The organism is Pseudomonas protegens (assembly GCF_003363755.1).
Classification (GTDB): Bacteria; Pseudomonadota; Gammaproteobacteria; order Pseudomonadales; family Pseudomonadaceae; genus Aquipseudomonas; species Aquipseudomonas danubii.
In genome coordinates, this window is the sequence record NZ_CP031396.1 from 1524880 (window position 1) to 1545432 (window position 20553).

The following is a 20553-nucleotide window of genomic DNA, read 5'->3' on the forward strand; positions in this document are numbered from 1 at the left end:
TTCTATGCCAACTGGCTGTAATACCTCCCCTTATTCGCTGTAGGACCCGTCTTAGATTGGGTTTTTCCACACTTTCACAGCTACTTCCATTCCATCAGCTGGGCTACTGTTCGAACTTCCATTTATCGGTAGGAGACCAGTATGGGCACAGTACTTATCGTTGATGATCACCCTGTCATACGCATGGCCATTCGTATTCTGCTGGAACACGAGGGTTATAGAGTCTTCGGGGAAACCGATAATGGAGTCGATGCCTTGCAAATGGTTCGTGAAGGCGAACCGGACTTGGTCATACTCGATATCTGCATCCCAAAACTCGACGGATTGGAGCTGCTGGAACGCTTGAGCAACATGCCCAGGCCCTTGCGAATCCTGGTCCTCACCGCCCAGTCGGCGGCCTTGTTCGCCAATCGCTGCATGCGCGCCGGGGCCAGCGGCTATGTCTGCAAACAGGAAGACCTGAGTGAATTGCTCAGCGCCATCAAGGCCATCTGCAGTGGCTACAACTACTTTCCCAGCCAGGCGCTGCAAGTTGATCGAAGTGCTCTTGGTGAAACTTTGGAGTTGGCGCAATTCAACTCGTTGAATGATCGGGAGTTGATGGTTCTGAAGCTTTTTGCAATGGGCCAAACCAATAAGGAAATTGCCACGGGCATGTTTCTCAGCAACAAGACTGTCAGTACTTACAAGAAGCGCATCATGCAAAAACTCGCCACCACCTCCATGAATGAACTGGTGGACATGGCCAAGCGCAATGAACTGATATGAAGCGCCAACTCCTCATGCCCTGGCCCCGTCGAGCGCCGCGGCGATGATCGAGGTCCTGCTCTCGCCATCCGGCGTTATCACGCTGCTGGTCCTGCTGCTGGCGTCATGGCTGAACCAGGCGCGACTCTACCGACAACGGCGCAGTCTTCGGCAGCAATCCGGGAGGCTGGAACAATCGGTGGCGGCACTGGAAACCGGCAAGCGCCAAGCCGAAGAAGCCAACCGGTGCAAAATCCAGTTCCTGGGCTGCATGAGCCATGAAATCCGTACTCCGCTGAACGCCTTCATCGGCCTGCTGGAACTGATCCTGCAACGAACCAGGGACCATCCACAAAACCACGCCTCCCTGGAACTGGCCCTGGGCGCCGCCAGGGATTTGCGCGAGTTGCTCGGGGACCTGCTGGACATCAGCCGGCTCGAATCCGGCCACCTGCAACTGAACCCGACTTGGAGCAGCCTGCGGGGCAGCGTCGACGGGGTGATGGGGGTGTTCCAGGCGTTGGCCCGGCAGAAGAACCTGGACCTCAGCCTTGAGTTCAAGGCCCCTGAGCCAGAGCCCCTGGTGCTGCTTGACACCCTGCGTTTCAAGCAGGTGCTGGCAAATCTGCTGAGCAACGCAATCAAGTTCACCCACCAGGGTACGGTCCTGGTCAGATTGCAACTGCAACCCACGATGCGTAAGGGGCACTACAAGCTGCTACTGCAGGTGCTGGACACCGGCATAGGCATGCCCCGGGAGGAGCGGCAACGACTGTTGCAACCCTTTGCCCAGGTTGACCCGCACAGCCAGTCGCCACGGGACAGTACCGGGCTCGGGCTGCCCATCAGCCATCAGCTGTGCCAGCAGATGGGGGGCAAGCTGAGCCTGCACGGGCGCCGCGGCCCCGGCAGCGAAGTCCGGGTGGAGTTGCCCCTGGCCGGGCGGGAGGGGGCAGCCCGAGCCAGCCCGGCCCCTGTACCCCAGGCCAACCGCCTGCCTCTGGACATCCTGCTGGCGGACGACCACCGCGCCAGCCTGACACTGCTGCAGGAACAACTGGAGTACCTCGGGCACCGGGTCACCTGCGTGGGGGATGGAGTGCAGGCCTACGAGCAATGGCAAGAAGGCGATTTCGACTTGCTGATCGTCGATTGCAACATGCCCTTGATGAACGGCTATCAACTGGCCGAGACCATCCGCCGACATGAAGCGCTGCAGCAACGGCCGCCGGTGACACTCCTCGGTTGCAGCGCCAGCGACGATACCCAGACGATCCAGCGCTGCATGAATGCCGGCATGCACGACTGCCTGCTCAAACCCCTGGATCTGAACCTGCTGAGCCAGACACTGGAGACACTCAAGGCGCTGCCCAGGGCGGACAGTTTCAGCATATCGACCCTGCGCACCCTGACCCGCAACCAGCCACTGCTTGCCCTGCGCATGCTCAAGGCGCTCCTGCAGTGCTGTCGCGAGGACCGCCTCGCCCTGGGACTGATTCCGGCCGGCGATTCCCAAGCGTTGGCAGCCTTGGCACACAAGATCAAGGGTTCGGCGAAAATGCTCGGTGCTACCTCTTTGCTGGCCTGTTGCGAAGCCCTGGAGCGGGCCTGTCAGGACAACGCCGGGATCGAGGCCTGTCGCGCCGCAAGCAACGCCCTGGACCGGGCCCTGCTGCGCTTTACCCAATCCCTGCTGCAGCATCTGGACCAGCACCGGCAATGGACACCGACTGCCACCTGCCCCGCCGTGGCCCCGGAGGCTTCGGACCTTGCGGATCACCGATGATCAAGCCTCTTGCCAGGTATATATCAAAGGGCCAGTATTTCAGCGCAGTAGTCCACCTCCATGGGGTCCATGCCCATGGACTTCCCGACATCCTCAATCCCCAGGCAAAGCCAAGGCAGAGAATACCGGCCTTAACTATGCTTGGTTCCTGAGCCATGCCTGATGTGCCCTTGGAGAGAATTGGAATGCCGAGCACGCCACAACCGACACAACGCCGCTTTCCTCTTCATATCCATATCAGCGTGATGTTCACCCTGCTGCTGCTCCTGACTGGCGTGGTACTGGGCATCTACAACTACCAACAGACCACCCGCATCATCCTGGGCAGCAGTGAAAAACTCTTCCAGCGCATCGAACAGGATGTGCGCAGCGACCTGAAATCCACCTATGACCCCATACGCCACCTGCTCAGCCTGCTGGCGGACAACCCGGCAGCCCAGGCTTCCAACCTGGAACAGCGTCTGGCGCTGCTCAAGCCGTTCAGCCAGTCGTTGCAGGACAACCCGAACCTGGCCTCGCTGTACCTGGGATATGCCAATGGCGACTTCTTCATGGTGCGTCCGCTGCGCAACGCCGAGATCAAGGACAAGCGCCATGCCCCGCCGGACAGCGCCTACGAAATCTGGAGCATCGAGCGCAATGCCAGCAACGGCCAGGTTCACTCACAGTCGCTGTTCTATGACGCCGGGTTGTCCCTGATCGACCGTCGGCACCACGCCGACGAGCGCTACGACCCAAGAACCCGTGACTGGTTCTCCAGCGCCCGGGGCGATGCCGACCAGATCACCACCCGGCCCTATGTGTTTTATTCCACCCTCAACGTCGGCACCACCCTGGCCCGGCGCAGCGGCAGAATGGCAGTGATCGGTGCCGATCTGACCCTCGAACAACTGTCATCGACCCTGGCCAAGAACCGGGTCACACCGGCCACCGAGGTGGCACTGCTGGATGACCAGGGCAACGTCGTGGCCTACCCCGACAGCCACAAGCTGCTGCTGGAACAGCGCAGCGCGCGCCTGATCAAGGGCAATGACCTGAACCCGATGCTCGATGCCCTGTTGCAGGGACAGACCGTTGACGGTCACTTGCAGGCCCTGGGACGCGACTGGATAGTCGCCAGCAGCCATATCGCCGAAGGCGGGCCCGGCGGACTGCGACTGGCATTGCTGGTGCCCGAGGACGAACTGCTGGTCGATGCCTACCGCCTGCGCTGGCAAGGGGCCTTGATCACGCTGACCACTCTGCTGCTGTGCCTGCCCCTGGGCTGGCTGATCTCGCGCATTCTGGTGCGGCCACTGCACGCTCTGGTGCAGGAAGCGGACGCCATCCGCAGCTTCAATTTCGACTACCCGGTGTCGCGGCGCTCACCTGTGCTGGAGGTGGACCAACTGAGCCTGTCCATGGCCCGGATGAAAGATACCCTGGCCAGTTTTTTCGAGATCAACGCCAGCCTGTCCGCCGAAACCCGCTTCGATCCCCTGCTGCAACGGGTGCTGTTCGAGACCGTGAAGATCGCCCAGGCCCAGGCCGGGCTGATCTACCTCACGGAAAGCAAGGGTTCGCGCCTGCAACCCTATGGCCTGATCATCGATGGACAACTCCAGGACCTGCAGCGCTTCGATATCGCCACCAAAGACCTGACGGACCCGAGGCTCCCGGACTGGCTGCATCAATTGACCGACAACGACAACGTGGTCACTACCCTGGGCTTCGAACAGGCCGGCAGCCTGCAAAGCGTACTGCTGGCCCTGGACAGTCCCAGCTCCCATCTGGTGGGCATCCGCTTGCGCAATCGGCACAACGAAACGGTGGGCATGCTCCTACTGTTTCTGGTGGACAGCGGCACCGAGGCAGACCTGGAAAAACTCAGCCCGGACCGTATCGCCTTTATCCAGGCGGTGTCCGCCACTGCCGCGCTGTGCATCGAGAGCCAGCGCCTGCAGAACAAGCAAAAGCATCTGCTGGACGCCTTTATCCAGTTGCTGGCCGGGGCCATCGATGCCAAGAGTCCCTACACCGGCGGCCACTGCCAGCGCGTGCCGGCCCTGACCCTGATGCTGGCCGAAGCCGCTGCCGCCAGCCAGGACCCGAGGTTCGCCGCCTATCAACCCAGCGACGACGAGTGGGAAGCCTTGCATATCGCCGCCTGGCTGCATGACTGCGGCAAGGTCACGACCCCGGAATACGTGGTGGACAAAGCCACCAAGCTGGAAACCCTGAATGACCGGATTCATGAAATCCGCACCCGCTTCGAAGTGCTCAAGCGCGATGCCTGGATCGACTACTGGCGGGCCGTGGCCGAAGGGGCCGAGGCCACCGCCCAGGCCGCCGAGCGCGACGAGCACCTGCGGGCCCTGGACGAGGATTTCGCTTTTGTCGCGCACTGCAATCTGGGGGCCGAGTTCATGGCCGAGGCCGACCAGCAGCGCCTGCAGATCATCGCCCAGCGCACCTGGAGCCGGACCCTGGACGATCGCCTGGGGGTTTCCTGGGAAGAGCTGCAGCGTCAGAATCGCACCCCGGCGCCCAGCCTGCCGGTGCAGGAGCATCTGCTGGCGGACAAGCCGGAACACCTGCTGGAACGCAGCGCCGTGGAGATCATGACCGCGGACAATCCCTGGGGCTTCAAGCTCCAGGTGCCAGCCCACAAGTACAACCGTGGCGAGCTGTACAACCTGAGCATCCCCCGAGGCACACTGACCGCCGAGGAGCGCTATGTGATCAATCACCACATCGTGCAGACCATCATCATGCTCAACCACCTGCCCTTTCCCAGCCACTTGCAGAACGTGGCGGAGATCGCCGGCGGCCATCACGAGAAAATGGACGGCAGCGGCTACCCCAAACAGCTCAAGCGTGAACAGATGAGCCTGCCGGCGCGGATGATGGCGATTGCCGATATCTTCGAGGCACTGACCGCGGCAGACCGCCCCTACAAGAAGGGCAAGACCCTCAGCGAAGCGCTGAACATCATGGCCATGATGTGCCGCGACGCCCACATCGATCCCGAATTGTTCGAGCTGTTTCTTCAGGAGCAGATCTATCAGCGCTACGCCGAGCGCTTCCTGGTGCCACAGCAGATCGATGCCGTGGATCGTGACGCTCTGTTGAAAAAGGCAGGGTTGACCGCCTGATGGCGGTCAGCAGTCACTCAGGCGCAGGAAGATCGCCGCCAGTTGTTCGATCCCGGCCTGGTCCGCCGGGCTGAAGCGGGCCAGCTTCGGGCTGTCCAGGTCGAGCACGCCGATCAACCGGCCGTCCTTGACCAGGGGCACCACCAGCTCGCTGTTGGACGCGCTGTCACAGGCGATGTGTCCGGCAAAGGCATGCACATCCTCTACCCGTTGAGTCTGCAGGGTGGCCGCGGCGGTGCCGCAAACGCCACGACCGAAGGGTATCCGCACGCAGGCGATCTGGCCCTGGAACGGGCCGAGCACCAATTCCTGGTTGCGATTGAGGTAGAAGCCGGCCCAGTTCAGGTCATCGAGCTGGCTGAACAGGAACGCCGAGAACTGCGCGGCATTGGCGATGAAGTCACGCTCTTCGGCCAACAGCGACTCCAGCTGGGCACACAGCAGCCCGTAGCCATCCAGGCCTTGGCCGGCACTTTGCAAATCGATCATGCTTTTTGCTCCAACAACTGCAAGCCCACCCAATAGCGGGCAAATTGATAGGCACATCGGCCGTTGCGGTTGCCCCGGCCCGTGGCCCAGCGTACCGCCAGAATGTCCAGCTCTTCAGTGCGCTGCCAGCTCAAGCCGGCCTTGCGCGCCAGTTCGCCGATCCAGTGTTCCACCACATTGAGAAAGTGTTCCTGAGTGAAGGGATAGAACGAGAGCCACAGGCCGAAGCGGTCCGACAGGGCGATCTTGTCTTCCACCGCTTCGCTGGGGTGCAGCTCGCCGTCGACGCGCTTCCAGTTCTCGTTGTCACTTTCCTTTTCCGGCACCAGGTGCCGGCGGTTCGAGGTGGCGTACAACAGCACGTTTTCCGGAGCCTGCTCCAGGGAACCGTCGAGTACGCTCTTGAGCACCCGGTAGTCGCCCTCGCCGGCCTCGAACGACAGGTCGTCGCAGAACAGCACGAAACGCTGGGGCAGCTTGACCAGTTGCTCCACCACCCGTGGCAGGTCCGCCAGGTGATCACGCTCGATCTCGATCAACCGCAGGCCGCCCTTGGCGTGCTCGGCCAGCAAGGCTCGCACCAGGGAGGATTTACCGGTGCCACGCGAGCCCCAGAGCAAGGCATGGTTGGCCGGCAGGCCGTCAAGAAACTGCTGGGTATTGCGCGCCAACTGCTCTCGCTGCTTGTCGACCCCGATCAGATCGCTCAGGCGCATGTCCAGGCTGACTTCCAGGGGCAGCAGGAAGCCACCGCGGCCTTCACGCTGCCAGCGGGCTGCCAGGCACTGATTCCAGTCGATGCTCTGGCGCAAGGCAGGTAGCAGCGGTTCGATTCGGGCCAGGACGGCATCGGCACGTTCAAGAAATGCATTCAATCGGGCATCCACGACTTTTCCTCAGGCACGTTCAAGGTAATGATGCGTCACACAGACCAAACGCCGTCCTGATCAAAGGGTCTATTGCCTTATCAGCTGCTGCCAGGCCAGGCCGGCAACCAAAGATGATCAGCTATGCTTGCGCAGCGAAGGGAAACGAAAGTGGTTCAGCCCCCCATGGATATCAAGTTCACCAATCGCCTGTCCTATAAACAGGCCCGGCTCACCGTGCTGGTGGGTTTCATTCTGGGGACCGCGCTCAGTCTGCTGCAAATCGGCATCGATTATGCCAGCGAAGATGCCTCCATCAATCGTGAAATTCAGTCACTGCTGGAAATCAGTCACAACCCGGCCTCACGCATTGCCTACAACATCGACTCCGAACTGGCCCAGGAACTGACCCTGGGTCTGCTGCGTTCCCCGGCGATCATTCGTGCGCAGCTCATCGACAACAACAATACCCTGCTGGCCAACGTTGAACGGCCCGCGCAACAGAGCCCCTACCGGGCCCTCAGCGACTTCCTGTTCGGTGCCGACCGGCAGTTCGAAAATCGTCTGTACCTCAGCCACCTGCCCGAGGAGTCCCTCGGCACGCTGCATCTGGACGTCGACACCTATGCCTTCGGCAGCCGCTTCCTGCGCCGCGCCGAGGTCACCCTGATCAACGGCTTCGCCCGTAGCCTGATCCTCACCGGGATTCTCCTGGCACTGTTCTATGTGATGCTGACCAAGCCTCTGGTGGGAGTGATCCGCGAGCTCAGCAGCCGTGACCCGCGCAGCCCGCAACAGACCAAACTGGAGTTTCCCCATGGCCACGAGAACGATGAAGTCGGGGTATTGGTCAAGGTGGCCAACCAGCAATTCGAGATCATGGCCACCGAAATCCAGCAACGACGCAATGCCGAGAACCGTCTGACCGAATACCTCGGGCAGCTGGAAAACATGGTCTCGGCACGCACCACCGAGCTCAAGGCCAGCAACGCCCGGCTCAGCCAGTCCAACGAGGAGCTGGAGATCGCCCGGCGCACTGCCCTGGACATGGCCCAGGCCCGCGCCGCATTCCTGGCCAACATGAGCCACGAGATCCGCACCCCGCTCAACGGCCTGCTGGGGATGATCGCCCTGTCCCTGGACAGCCCGCTGACCCCCGAACAGCGCCAGCAACTGTCTATCGCCCACGACTCCGGCAAAGTCCTGGTGGAGCTGCTCAACGATATTCTCGACATGTCCAAGTTCGACGCCGGGCAGTTGGAGCTGGAGCGCATCCCCTTCGACCTCGGGGTGCTGGTGGAAGACACCGCCAACCTGTTGTCGCAGAACGCGGCAGCCAGCGTGGAACTGGCCTGCCTGATCGCCCCGGACTTTCCGGCCCTGGTGCTGGGGGACCCGATGCGGGTACGACAGATCGTCAGCAACCTGCTGTCCAATGCCCTCAAATTCACCCGTTTCGGCCGCGTCGATGTGCGCCTGAGCACCCAGGGCGACGGGGTGCGTATCGAAATCTGCGACACCGGGATCGGCATCGCCCAGGAAGCCCAGGTGCGGATCTTCCAGCCCTACACCCAGGCGGGCGCCGGTATCACCCGCCAATACGGCGGCACGGGGCTGGGGCTGGCCCTGACCTACAACCTCTGCGAGGCCATGAACGGGCGCTTGAGCATCAGCTCGGAAGTGGGCTTCGGCAGTCAGTTCTGCGCCGATCTGCCGCTGCCCTGCCACACCCCGGCCATTGCGCCGCCGGCGCTGTCCGGCAAGATCATCGCCATCACCGACGCCGGCAGCGGCCTGGCTGAACTGCTGGGTTCCCTGCTGCCGACCTGGGGGCTCGACTACCAGCGTTACGACATCGAGGACTCGCTGGCCGGGCGTGACCCCGACCTGCTGATCACGGATTGCCCGGAATGCCTGTTCGGCCTGCGCCCGGCCATTACCGCGCCGATCCTGCTGGTGACCGCCTATGGCAGCTTCCTGCCCAGCGAAGAGGCCAGCGCCCTGGCACCGCTGCAGCAACAGGCTCGCCCCCTGGCGCGCAATGCCTTGTATCAGACCCTGCGCCGCTCGTTGCTGGCGGAAACCATTACCCTCAATGACGCCCAACTGGAAATGCCGGCGCAGATCCGCCGGGCAGACATTCTGCTGGTGGAAGACAACCCGGTGAATCAACTGGTGGCCAAAGGCATGCTCAGCAAGCTCGGGTGTGCCGTGACCGTGGCCGTCCATGGCGCCGAGGCCCTCAACCAGCTGGAGCACAACCGCTTCGACCTGGTGCTGATGGACTGCAATATGCCGGTCATGGACGGTTATGAAGCCAGCCGACAGATCCGCCGCAGTGGGCGCTGGCCGGACTTGCCGATCATTGCCCTGACCGCCAACGCCATGCCCGAGGAACGCGAACGCTGCCGAGCGGCGGGCATGAGCGACTACCTGGCCAAGCCATTTCGCCGCGAGGAACTGATCGCCCTGCTGGATCTGTGGGTGCCCACTACGACAAGGCTCTGATCTGCTGCAGCAGGTGATCGAGGCCGTCGCGCAACTGGTCCAGGCTGTTGAGGTCAACGCCGCTCTCGCACAATAGCGCCGCTTTGAGCGGCGGCACCTGATCGCGCAGCGCCAGGCCCGTTTCACTCAAGCTCAGGTGCACTTCCCGCTCATCACGTCCTGAGCGTTGGCGCTGCACCAGTTGCAGTTGTTCAAGACGCTTGAGCAATGGGGTCAGGGTGCCGGAATCCAGGGACAGACGCTCCCCCAGCGCCTTCACCGTCGGCTGCGGCACAGGCACCGCATGCCACTCCCACAGCACCAGCATCACCAGGTACTGCGGATAGGTCAGGCCCAGGCGGTCGAGCATGGGCTTGTAGCCACGAACCACCGCCCGCGAGGCAGCGTACAGCTTGAAACACAGCTGGGAATCGAGTTTCAGTGAATCAGCCGACAGGTCGTTCATTTGAGCAGGGCTTCAATCTCGCGGCCGAGGTCCTGGGGCTTGGTGGTCGGCGCAAAACGCTTGACCAGCTTGCCGTCCTGGCCAATCAGGAACTTGGTGAAATTCCATTTGATGCCCTGGGAACCCAGGACCCCAGGCGCACGCTTCTTCAACTGGACGAACAACGGGTGAGCGGCGGCGCCATTGACTTCGATCTTCTTGAACAGCGGGAAGCTGACACCGTAGTTCAGCTCGCAGAACTCGGAAATCGCCCCTTCGTCACCCGGTTCCTGCTTGCCGAACTGGTTGCACGGAAACCCCAGTACCACCAGGCCCTGGTCCTTGTAGGTCTGCCACAACTCCTCCAGTCCCTTGTACTGGGGCGTGAAGCCACATTTGCTGGCGGTGTTGACCACCAGCACGGCCTTGCCGGAGAAGTCTGCCAGGGTCTTGTGTTCACCCTTGATGGTGGTGCAGGGAATAGTCAGCAGCGAATCGGTCATGGCAGCAATTCCATTCAAGATAAGAGGCGGTAAAAATAGCGCTCAATTAAATTGCACGCAATTTAATTGAACAAAGGGCGACTCCAAAGAATCGCCCTGGTGCTTAGCGCGGAACCAGATCCAGGCAAACCGAATTGATGCAATAACGCAAGCCGGTGGGCGGCGGGCCGTCCGGGAAAACATGGCCAAGGTGCGCGTCGCATCTGGCACAGACCACTTCGGTCCGGATCATGCCGTGGCTCACGTCCCGAATCTCGACCATGGCACTGTCGGCAATGGGTTCAAAGAAACTCGGCCAGCCGCACCCGGAGTCGAATTTGGCCTTGGAGTCGAACAACGGCTCATTGCAGCAGATGCAATGATAGATCCCATCGGTCTTGGTGCCGTTGTACTTGCCCGAGAAGGGCCGTTCGGTGCCTTTGAGCCGGCAGACGTTGTACTGCTCCGGATCGAGCATCGCCCGCCACTCTTCCAGGGTTTTTTCCAGCTTTTCCATGGTCCTTCCTCTGCAACGGAAAAAGCCCGATCTGTGTCTTTTCCACGGATCGGGCGGCACGTATGATTGCGCCTCGTCAGACGCCAGTCTGGCAGCCGCGTTACACCCATTCAAACGGATTTTGCCGCGCCGGTGCGGGCTACAGGCCGGTGTGACACGGCAGGATTCCCAGTACGGTAGTTCATCCTCCGCCTGGATCGTTCATTTTCGGGAACACATCGCCATGCAGGTCAGCAAATCGAACAAGCTCGCCAACGTCTGTTATGACATTCGCGGCCCAGTGCTCAAGCACGCCAAGCGTCTGGAAGAGGAAGGCCATCGCATCCTCAAGCTGAACATCGGCAACCCGGCGCCCTTTGGTTTCGAAGCGCCGGACGAGATTCTCCAAGACGTGATCCGCAACCTGCCCACCGCCCAGGGCTACAGCGATTCCAAGGGCCTGTTCAGTGCGCGCAAGGCGGTGATGCAGTACTACCAGCAAAAGCAGGTAGAAGGCATCGGCATTGAAGACATCTACCTGGGCAACGGTGTTTCCGAGCTGATCGTGATGGCCATGCAGGCCCTGCTCAACAACGGCGACGAAGTGCTGGTGCCGGCCCCGGACTATCCGCTGTGGACCGCCGCGGTGAGCCTCGCCGGCGGCAACCCGGTGCACTACCTGTGCGACGAGCAGGCCAACTGGTGGCCGGACCTGGCCGACATCAAGGCCAAGATCACCCCGAACACCAAGGCCCTGGTGATCATCAACCCGAACAACCCCACCGGTGCCGTGTACCCCAAGGAAGTGCTGCTGGGCATGCTGGAGCTGGCCCGCCAGCACAACCTGGTGGTGTTCTCGGACGAGATCTACGACAAGATCCTCTACGATGACGCCGTGCACATCTGCACCGCTTCCCTGGCGCCGGACCTGCTGTGCCTGACCTTCAACGGCCTGTCCAAGTCCTATCGGGTGGCGGGCTTCCGTTCCGGCTGGGTAGCCATTTCCGGTCCCAAGCAGCATGCCCTGAGCTATATCGAAGGCATCGACATGCTGGCCAACATGCGCCTGTGCGCCAACGTGCCCAGCCAGCACGCGATCCAGACCGCCCTGGGCGGCTACCAGAGCATCAATGACCTGGTGCTGCCGCCCGGCCGCCTGCTGGAACAGCGCAACCGTACCTGGGAGCTGCTCAACGACATTCCCGGGGTCAGCTGCGTGAAACCCATGGGCGCGCTGTATGCCTTCCCCCGGATCGACCCGAAAGTCTGCCCGATCCATAACGATGAGAAGTTCGTTCTCGACCTGCTGCTTTCGGAAAAACTCCTGGTGGTCCAGGGCACCGCCTTCAACTGGCCTTGGCCGGATCACTTCCGCGTGGTCACCCTGCCGCGGGTCGATGACCTGGAACAGGCCATTGGGCGGATCGGAAGTTTCCTCAAGTCCTACCGCCAGTAATCCGAATCACGCAGTGCGATCCTTACCCGGTCGCACTGCGATTAATTCAGCAACACATCTTCGCTGCCCTGCACCACGCCCCTTCTATAAGCTTGCACTTTCCGTCCGGCCCATTGTCACAAATCCTGCACCGCAGCCGGTTGATTGCCCCATCCGACAATCCCCCGCGCCGCGTCAATGCAAGCGTCTAACCCCGGGGCTAGACGACACAGTTTGAAATAGAAGCCGTATTGAATAGGCCGTTGCCGCACCTTATATACCCCGCAGTACGCTACATCTTTAGCTTGAGGAGATTTCTACAACCATGATGCGAATCCTGCTGTTTTTGGCCACTAACCTTGCGGTCGTGCTGATTGCCAGCATCACCCTGAGCCTTTTCGGCTTCAACGGGTTCATGGCGGCCAATGGGGTTGATCTCAACCTCAATCAGCTGCTGATTTTCTGTGCCGTCTTTGGTTTTGCCGGTTCGCTGTTCTCGCTGTTCATCTCCAAGTGGATGGCGAAGATGAGCACCAGCACGCAGATCATCACTCAACCGCGCACCCGCCATGAGCAATGGTTGTTGCAAACCGTTGAGCAACTGTCCCGCGAAGCCGGGATCAAGATGCCCGAAGTGGGTATTTTCCCGGCCTACGAGGCCAACGCCTTCGCCACCGGCTGGAACAAGAACGACGCCCTGGTGGCGGTCAGCCAGGGCCTGCTGGAACGCTTCTCGCCCGATGAAGTGAAAGCCGTACTGGCCCACGAGATCGGTCACGTTGCCAACGGCGACATGGTGACCCTGGCGCTGATCCAGGGCGTGGTGAACACCTTCGTGATGTTCTTCGCGCGGATCATCGGCAACTTCGTCGACAAGGTGATCTTCAAGAACGAAGAGGGCCAGGGCATTGCCTACTACGTGGCGACCATCTTCGCCGAGCTGGTCCTGGGTTTCCTGGCCAGCGCCATCGTCATGTGGTTCTCGCGCAAGCGTGAATACCGTGCCGACGAAGCCGGTGCCCGCCTGGCTGGCACCAACGCCATGATCGGCGCCCTGCAGCGCCTGCGTTCGGAACAGGGCCTGCCGGTGCATATGCCCGACACCCTGAACGCCTTCGGCATCAATGGCGGCATCAAACAGGGTCTGGCTCGCATGTTCATGAGCCACCCGCCGCTGGAAGAGCGTATCGACGCCCTGCGTCGTCGCGGCTGATCCGCTGCAAGGCCATACCCAAAAGGGCGACGCGAGTCGCCCTTTTGCATGGCCGCCAATAAAGCCTATTCACGGACACCTTGCTTGTTCAGGCGATAGACCCGCTCCACCAGCCGGGTCACGCCACCCTGGAGAAACTTCCAGCTCTCTCCCAGAATGTCGCGCTCCGTTTCGACCTGCAGCTGCCAGACCTCCCCCAGGCGCTGTCGAACTTCATCGTCGAGCACCGCGAATGGCGGCCCGTCCAGTTGCTCCTGGGCGTAATCCATGGTTATCAGCAGCCCCTGGCTGCCCTCCGGCAACAGGCCATTGAGGTGGGCGGTGTAGCGCTGCCGCATCGGCGGGGGCAAGGCAATCATGGCCGCACGGTCGTACAGGGCTGTGCAACCAGCCGTGTCCTCGGCAGTCAGGGCAAAGAAATCGCCGCACCAGAGCTGGATCGGCCCCTGGGCATAGACCTTGAACTCTCCGTGTTGGCTGATCTGCGGCTGCAACTGACGCTCACGGAAGAAATCCTCCACCGCCTTTTCCGCCAGCTCGATGCCCAGCACCTCGAAGCCCTGGTCGGCGAGCCAGATCAGGTCCAGGCTCTTGCCGCACAACGGCACCAGCACACGGGTTTGTGCCGCCAGCCCCAGAGCCGGCCAGTACTGCTGCAGGTAGGGGTTGACCTCTGCCAGGTGAAAGCCGATCTGATCCCGCTCCCAACGCTTGTGCCAAAAGTCCGCTTGCATGAGAAGTCCTTAAAATTCGATCAAAAAGCCCTAAAACTTATATTAGATTTAGATCAATGATCTGATTGAAGATGGCGCATCTTAACCTTCAGGACCTTCTCATGCTCCCCAGCCTGTTTATCTCCCACGGTTCTCCCATGCTGGCCCTGGAGCCCGGTGCCAGCGGTCCTGCCCTGGCCAACCTGGCGGCACAGCTGCCACGCCCCAAGGCGATCCTGGTGGTTTCAGCCCATTGGGAAAGCCAGGATCTGCGAGTCAGCGCCCACCCTCATCCGGAAACCTGGCATGACTTCGGCGGCTTTCCCGCTGCACTGTTTGCCGTGCAATACCCGGCGCCCGGCGATCCTGAACTGGCGGCACAAGTGGTGGAGTTGCTCAAGGCCGACGGCCTGCCGGCGCAGTTGGACAACCAGCGACCTTTCGACCACGGCGCCTGGGTACCACTGTCGCTGATGTATCCACAAGCAGACATCCCGGTGGTCCAGTTGTCACTGCCCAGTCACCAGGGCCCTGCCCTGCAGACCCGCATCGGTCATGCCTTGGCGAACCTGAGGAAACAAGGCGTGCTGCTGATCGGCTCCGGCAGCATCACCCACAACCTGCGGGAACTGGACTGGCACGCCGGCCCGGAAAGCGTCGAACCCTGGGCCAAGGCCTTTCGTGACTGGATGATCGAAAAACTGGCGGCCAATGATGAAGCGGCCCTGCATGATTACCGGCAGCAGGCACCGCATGCCGTGCGCAGCCATCCCAGCGATGAACACCTGCTGCCGCTGTACTTCGCCCGGGGTGCCGGTGGCGAATTCAGCGTGGCCCACCAGGGCTTCACCCTGGGCGCGCTGGGCATGGACATCTACCGCTTTGGCTGAAGCCTCAACGGCAGGGCTGCTACACAACCCCGCAGGAACCGGCTTGCCGGCGAACAGTCCCGGCCCGAACTCCAGGCAAAAAAAATCCCCGAACCAGTCGGGGATTTTTTATGCCTGATCAATCAGCCCGAGGGCGGATCAATCTTCGCGGTAGCGACGCAGCTTCAGCTGCTTGCCGGCAACGCGAGTGTCCTTGAGCTTGGTCAGCAGACGGTCCAGACCGTCTTCCGGCAGCTCGACCAGACTGAAGCTGTCACGCACCTGGATGCGACCGATGGCTTCACGGGCCAGGCCGCCTTCGTTGAGGATCGCGCCCAAGAGGTTCTTGGCAGCGATACCGTCACGGGCACCCAGCGCGGTACGGCAGCGAGCACGGCCTTCGCCCAGAGGCATTGGCGCGCGACGCTCACGATCACCACGATCAGGACGATCGCCGGAACGCTCAGGACGATCACCACGTGGCGCGCTGTTGGGCACCAGTGGACGCTCTTTCTCGATGGCTGCCAGGTTCAGCGCTTGACCATTGGTGGCCTTGCGCAGCAGGGCCGCGGCCAGGGCGCGCGGGCTGCAACCGATATCGGCAGTCAGGCGATCCAGCAGCTCACCGTGGGTGGCTTCAGCATCAGCTACCAGCGGCGACAGGCTGTTGGTCAGTTTCTTGATGCGCGCATCAAGAACAGCTTGGGCGTCCGGCAGGCGAACTTCGGCAACCTTCTGACCGGTCACACGCTCGATCACTTGCAGCATGCGGCGCTCACGCGGAGTCACCAGCAGCAGCGCACGACCTTCGCGACCGGCACGGCCGGTACGGCCGATACGGTGCACGTAGGATTCCGGGTCGTACGGCATGTCCACGTTGAATACGTGGGTGATACGCGGTACGTCCAGACCACGAGCGGCGACGTCGGTGGCCACAACGATGTCCAGACGGCCATCCTTGAGGGAGTCGATCACGCGCTCACGCTGGTTCTGGGCGATGTCACCGTTCAGCGCAGCGGCTTTGTAGCCTTTGGCTTCCAGGGCACTGGCCAGGTCCAGGGTCGCTTGCTTGGTGCGCACGAACATGATCAGGGCGTCGAAATCTTCAACTTCCAGCAGGCTCAGAACAGCAGAGGTCTTCTGGTCAGCGTGAACCAGCAGGTGAGCCTGCTCGATCGCGGTGACGGTCTGGGTCTTGCTCTGGATCTTGACGTGTTTCGGGTCCTTCAGATGACGCTCGGCAATGGCCCGGATCGACTGCGGCAGAGTGGCCGAGAACAGTACGGTCTGGCGGGACTCAGGCATGGCCTTGAAGATGACTTCCAGGTCATCCATGAAGCCCAGCTTGAGCATTTCGTCGGCTTCGTCGAGAACCAGGTGGTTCACGGTGGCCAACACTTTTTCGTCGCGACGCAGGTGGTCGCACAGACGGCCCGGAGTGGCGACAACGATCTGTGCGCCATTACGGATTGCTTTCAGTTGTGGGCCCATCGGCGCACCGCCGTAGACGGCCACAACAGTCACGCCCGGCATTTGCTTGGCGTAGGTTTCGAAAGCGGTTGCAACTTGCAGCGCCAACTCACGGGTTGGGGCCAGGATCAGAGCTTGCGGCTCGCGCTTGGACGGATCAATGCGGTGCAGGATAGGCAGGGCAAAGGCAGCGGTTTTACCGGTACCGGTTTGCGCCTGACCAATCATATCGTGACCGGCAAGGATGATCGGGATCGACTGCTGCTGAATAGCCGAAGGCTCTTCATAGCCGGTAGCGACTACTGCAGCGACAATATTGGGATGAAGTTCAAGAGCGGCGAAGCCGCCGATTTCCTGGGTCATGGGTCTGCCTCTAAGTGCATCCGCAAAGACCCATGCTCCAAAGCTGCGCATGCCGTGTAAGACTCAAGAGTCACCCTGGCAGCTTTGTCGGCGGGGATTTGCGAAAACGATTGGATGAATGGATCGTCAAGGATAGTCCGCGCAGCGGACAAGCAGCCGAAGCTGACTTCGGGGAATTGCATTACCTAAACGTGGCCCGGCTAAAGGCCGGCGCGCACTATACCGGAATTACTCAAAAAAGGGAGTTTTTTTTATCGGAAAAATCCGCTGAACGCCCGATGGTCACGGGCTTTGCGCAGACTCGAAGGGCGCGCTATTTTGCTTGAGCCCGCCGTTGTTGGTCGCCACCGCTAAAACGATTCACCCTGGTGCTTGAAAGCCGTCTCGCCCATTCCCTCTTTCCCCCTTGAGGATCGCGCCCATGAATCAGCCCAGTGCCAGCCGTGTCAGCCGCGAACTGCGCGATCATCTATTCCTGATCGGCCTGGACCGGGTCGCCAAGCGCAATGCCTTCGATCTGGAGCTGCTCAACCAGCTGAGCCTGGCCTATGGCGAGTTCGAAGCCAGCAGCCAAGCGCGGATCGCCGTGGTGTTCGGCCACGGCGAACACTTTACCGCAGGGCTGGACCTGGCCAATGTCGGCGCTGCCCTGGCTCAGGGCTGGCAGGCACCGCCCGGCGGCTGCGACCCCTGGGGCGTGTTCGCCGGACCACGGGTAAGCAAGCCGGTGATAGTCGCCGTACAGGGTTACTGCCTGACCATCGGCATCGAGTTGATGCTGGCGGCGGACATCAACCTCTGCGCCAGCAATACGCGCTTTGCCCAGATGGAAGTGCAGCGCGGCATCTTTCCCTTCGGCGGCGCAACCCTGCGCCTGCATCAACTGGCCGGCTGGGGCAATGCCATGCGCTGGTTACTGACCGGTGACGAGTTCGATGCCCATGAAGCCCTGCGCCTGGGGCTGGTCCAGGAAGTGATGGCCAGTGAGGACCTGCTGCCCCGGGCCATTGAACTGGCCGAGCGGATTGCCCGACAGGCGCCGCTGGGGGTGCAGGCGACGCTGATGTCGGCGCGCCAGGCCAGGCTCGAGGGCGAGACGCTGGCCGCCCAGGGCTTGCCACCGCTGATACACAAACTGATGAACAGTGAGGACGCCAAGGAAGGCGTGCGGGCGATGATCGAGAAGCGACCGGGGGTGTTCAAGGGTTGCTGAACCAGATGGCCGGCAGATCGTCCTCGCCGACAAACCGGCTCCTGCGCAAGTATCAGGTGGCGGGACGAATGGCCTTGATCAGCGACTGCAGGGAATAGCCCAGGCGCGGGGCCAGGGCTTCAGCCCGGGCGGTCAGGCTCGGCAGGTCCAGGTCCTGCTCCAGGTCGGATGGCACGATCAGAATCACATTGCCCTCCTTCACCGGCAGCTCCCAGTAGTGGCGGTGATAAAGGCCACGCAACAAGGCTGCGCCCAGAGGCTTGCCGTCATCGGTAGCCCACTGGTTGATCACCAGCCAACCTCCAGGATTGAGGCGCTTCTGGCAGTTTTCCAGGAAGCCCCAGGCCAGATGACCGACGCCCGGGCCGACATCGGTGTACAGGTCGACGAAGATCAGATCAGCGGATTCGGCACTGTCCAGCAACTCCAGGGCGTCACCGACTCTTATATAAAGACGCGGATCATCGTCCAGGCCCAGGTACTCGATGGCCAGGCGTGGAACATCCGGGCGCAGTTCGATGGCTTCGACGTCTTCCAGGGGCAGGAACTTCAGGCAGGCCTGGGTCAGGGTCCCGGCGCCCAGGCCGAGAAACAGTGCGCTCTCCGGCGCCTCATGACACAGGGCACCGATCAGCATGGCCCGGGTGTAGTCGTACTCCAGCCAGCTGGGGTCGGCGGTGAACACGCAGCTTTGCTCGATGGCGTCGCCAAATTCGAGGAAGCGGTAGTCCGCCACTTCCAATACCCGAATCATGCCGAACTGGTCATGAACCTCGGCGAGCACACGCTCGACGCGCTCCTCAGTCATTTCATCTCCTAGTCGCGGGGCTCGCAATCGAGCCGGCGCGATAAACCAACCGCTCGGCAGCGAGCGGGAAAGGCGCGATTGTCGGCCAAGCGAGAGGAGCAGGTCACGCACTAATTTGCTGCTAACATGCCCCTCCCACCGTAACGCACTCGAGTCCGCGATGAGCCAACCCTGGAGCCCCGACAGCTGGCGCGCCTTGCCGATCCAGCAACAACCCCAGTACCCCGACGCTGCGCATCTGCTACAGGTCGAGCAAACCCTGGCCAGTTATCCACCGCTGGTGTTTGCCGGTGAAGCCCGGGAGTTGCGCCGCCAGTTTGCCGAAGTGACCCAGGGCCGCGCCTTCCTGCTGCAGGGCGGCGACTGCGCCGAAAGCTTTGCCGAATTCTCCGCCGCGAAGATCCGCGACACCTTCAAGGTGCTGCTGCAGATGGCCATTGTCATGACTTTTGCCGCCGGCTGCCCGGTGGTCAAGGTCGGACGCATGGCCGGCCAGTTCGCCAAGCCGCGCTCGGCCAACGACGAAACCATCAATGGCGTGACCTTGCCGGCCTATCGCGGCGACATCGTCAACGGCATCGGCTTTGATGCAAAAAGCCGGATACCGGACCCGGACCGCCTGCTGCAGTCCTACCACCAGGCCACGGCCACCCTGAACCTGTTGCGGGCCTTCGCCCAGGGCGGCTTTGCCGACCTGCACCAGGTGCACAAGTGGAACCTGGACTTCATCGCCAACTCGGCTCTGGCCGAGAAATACAGCCAGCTCGCGGACCGCATCGATGAAACCCTGGCCTTCATGCGTGCCTGCGGCATGGACAGCTCGCCGCAACTGCGCGAGACCAGCTTCTTCACCGCCCATGAAGCGCTGCTGCTCAATTACGAAGAGGCCTTTGTCCGCCGCGACAGCCTGACCAACGACTATTACGATTGCTCGGCGCACATGCTGTGGATCGGCGACCGCACTCGCCAGCTCGACGGTGCCCACGTCGAGTTCCTGCGGGGCGTGAACAACCCGATCGGGGTCAAGGTCGGCCCGAGCATGAACACCGAGGAACTGATCCGCTTGATCGACATCCTCAACCCGGACAACGATCCCGGGCGCCTCAACCTGATCGTGCGCATGGGCGCCCACAAGGTCGGCGACCATCTGCCGCAACTGATCCGTGCGGTAGAAAGCGAAGGCAAGCAGGTGCTCTGGAGTTCGGACCCGATGCACGGCAACACCATCAAGGCCAGCAGCGGCTACAAGACCCGGGATTTCGCGCAGATCCTCACCGAGGTCAAGGAGTTCTTCCAGGTGCACCAGGCCGAAGGCAGCTATGCCGGCGGCATCCATATCGAGATGACCGGTCAGAACGTCACCGAGTGCATCGGCGGCGCACGGCCTATTACCGAAGACGGCCTATCGGATCGCTATCACACTCATTGCGATCCACGGATGAACGCCGACCAGTCGCTGGAACTGGCCTTCCTGATTGCCGAGACCTTGAAGCAGGTCAAACGCTAAAAGCGCTGTCGCGGTCAAACCCGCTCCTGC

General features: G+C 61.7%; 17 protein-coding genes and 1 pseudogene. 10 read left to right on the plus strand and 8 right to left on the minus strand.

Annotated elements, in window-relative coordinates; genetic code table 11:
* Positions 1–141: 141 nt before the first annotated feature.
* The 3 genes from DWF74_RS06405 (at position 142) to DWF74_RS06415 (ending at position 5667) form a co-directional block, all read left to right on the plus strand.
* Positions 142–768: a response regulator transcription factor gene (locus DWF74_RS06405; protein ID WP_102860916.1), complete on the plus strand. Its 627-nt coding sequence runs from the start codon at positions 142–144 to the stop codon at positions 766–768.
* A gap of 43 nt (positions 769–811) precedes the next feature.
* On the plus strand, positions 812–2533 hold the full coding sequence (locus DWF74_RS06410) for a response regulator (RefSeq protein WP_115580626.1): 1722 nt from the start codon (positions 812–814) through the stop codon (positions 2531–2533).
* A 185-nt stretch (positions 2534–2718) separates the two neighbouring features.
* Positions 2719–5667, plus strand: a complete 2949-nt coding sequence (locus DWF74_RS06415) for an HD domain-containing phosphohydrolase (RefSeq protein ID WP_115580627.1) — start codon at positions 2719–2721, stop codon at positions 5665–5667.
* 6 nt (positions 5668–5673) lie between these two features.
* Here the strand turns inward: DWF74_RS06415 and DWF74_RS06420 are convergent, their stop codons facing one another.
* Positions 5674–6156 (minus strand): GAF domain-containing protein, encoded by a 483-nt coding sequence (locus DWF74_RS06420; RefSeq protein ID WP_115580628.1) that lies wholly within the window; start codon positions 6154–6156, stop codon positions 5674–5676.
* Complete coding sequence (locus tag DWF74_RS06425; protein WP_102860913.1) at positions 6153–7043, minus strand: ATP-binding protein; 891 nt, start codon at positions 7041–7043, stop codon at positions 6153–6155. Before DWF74_RS06425 ends, DWF74_RS06420 begins: the two co-directional genes overlap by 4 nt.
* Positions 7044–7208: 165 nt before the next feature.
* Between DWF74_RS06425 and DWF74_RS06430 the strand changes: the two genes are divergently transcribed.
* Positions 7209–9530, plus strand: a complete 2322-nt coding sequence (locus DWF74_RS06430) for a hybrid sensor histidine kinase/response regulator (RefSeq protein ID WP_102860912.1) — start codon at positions 7209–7211, stop codon at positions 9528–9530.
* On the opposite strand, the gene DWF74_RS06435 is transcribed toward DWF74_RS06430, so the two are convergent.
* From DWF74_RS06435 to msrB, 3 genes are all read right to left on the minus strand, one after another.
* Positions 9514–9975, minus strand: a complete 462-nt coding sequence (locus tag DWF74_RS06435) for a MarR family winged helix-turn-helix transcriptional regulator (protein WP_115580629.1) — start codon at positions 9973–9975, stop codon at positions 9514–9516. The genes DWF74_RS06430 and DWF74_RS06435 overlap by 17 nt on opposite strands.
* Positions 9972–10457, minus strand: coding sequence for a glutathione peroxidase (locus DWF74_RS06440; protein WP_102860910.1), 486 nt, complete (start codon positions 10455–10457; stop codon positions 9972–9974). The genes DWF74_RS06435 and DWF74_RS06440 overlap by 4 nt, the downstream gene beginning before the upstream one ends.
* 103 nt (positions 10458–10560) lie before the next feature.
* Complete coding sequence (gene msrB / locus DWF74_RS06445) at positions 10561–10953, minus strand: peptide-methionine (R)-S-oxide reductase MsrB (RefSeq protein WP_102860909.1); 393 nt, start codon at positions 10951–10953, stop codon at positions 10561–10563.
* 223 nt (positions 10954–11176) lie between these two features.
* Between msrB and DWF74_RS06450 the strand changes: the two genes are divergently transcribed.
* Entirely contained in the window at positions 11177–12388 is a 1212-nt protein-coding gene (locus tag DWF74_RS06450) for a pyridoxal phosphate-dependent aminotransferase (protein ID WP_016965070.1), read from the plus strand.
* 304 nt (positions 12389–12692) lie between these two features.
* A complete protein-coding gene (gene htpX / locus DWF74_RS06455; protein WP_016965069.1) occupies positions 12693–13580 on the plus strand; it encodes a protease HtpX in 888 nt (295 codons plus the stop codon).
* A 65-nt stretch (positions 13581–13645) separates the two neighbouring features.
* Here htpX and DWF74_RS06460 read toward each other — a convergent pair whose 3' ends face one another.
* Positions 13646–14314, minus strand: coding sequence for a thiopurine S-methyltransferase (locus tag DWF74_RS06460; RefSeq protein WP_115580630.1), 669 nt, complete (start codon positions 14312–14314; stop codon positions 13646–13648).
* A gap of 101 nt (positions 14315–14415) precedes the next feature.
* Between DWF74_RS06460 and DWF74_RS06465 the strand changes: the two genes are divergently transcribed.
* A complete protein-coding gene (locus DWF74_RS06465; RefSeq protein WP_115580631.1) occupies positions 14416–15183 on the plus strand; it encodes a DODA-type extradiol aromatic ring-opening family dioxygenase in 768 nt (255 codons plus the stop codon).
* 138 nt (positions 15184–15321) lie between these two features.
* Here DWF74_RS06465 and DWF74_RS06470 read toward each other — a convergent pair.
* Positions 15322–17029: pseudogene (locus DWF74_RS06470) on the minus strand (DEAD/DEAH box helicase).
* A gap of 76 nt (positions 17030–17105) precedes the next feature.
* Here DWF74_RS06470 and DWF74_RS30390 point away from each other — a divergent pair.
* Together DWF74_RS30390 and DWF74_RS06480 are read left to right on the plus strand one after the other, a co-directional pair.
* The gene (locus DWF74_RS30390) at positions 17106–17321 is read left to right on the plus strand and encodes a hypothetical protein (RefSeq protein WP_162884077.1); all 216 of its coding nucleotides are present in this window, start codon (positions 17106–17108) and stop codon (positions 17319–17321) included.
* A gap of 95 nt (positions 17322–17416) precedes the next feature.
* Entirely contained in the window at positions 17417–18208 is a 792-nt protein-coding gene (locus tag DWF74_RS06480) for a crotonase/enoyl-CoA hydratase family protein (RefSeq protein WP_115580632.1), read from the plus strand.
* Between the two features lie 52 nt (positions 18209–18260).
* Here the strand turns inward: DWF74_RS06480 and DWF74_RS06485 are convergent, their stop codons facing one another.
* Positions 18261–19016 carry a spermidine synthase gene (locus DWF74_RS06485; RefSeq protein ID WP_102860905.1) on the minus strand — a complete coding sequence of 252 codons (756 nt, stop codon included), beginning with the start codon at positions 19014–19016 and terminating at the stop codon, positions 18261–18263.
* Between the two features lie 160 nt (positions 19017–19176).
* Here DWF74_RS06485 and DWF74_RS06490 point away from each other — a divergent pair, with 160 nt between their 5' ends.
* Complete coding sequence (locus DWF74_RS06490) at positions 19177–20523, plus strand: class II 3-deoxy-7-phosphoheptulonate synthase (RefSeq protein WP_102860904.1); 1347 nt, start codon at positions 19177–19179, stop codon at positions 20521–20523.
* The last annotated feature ends 30 nt before the right edge of the window (positions 20524–20553 follow it).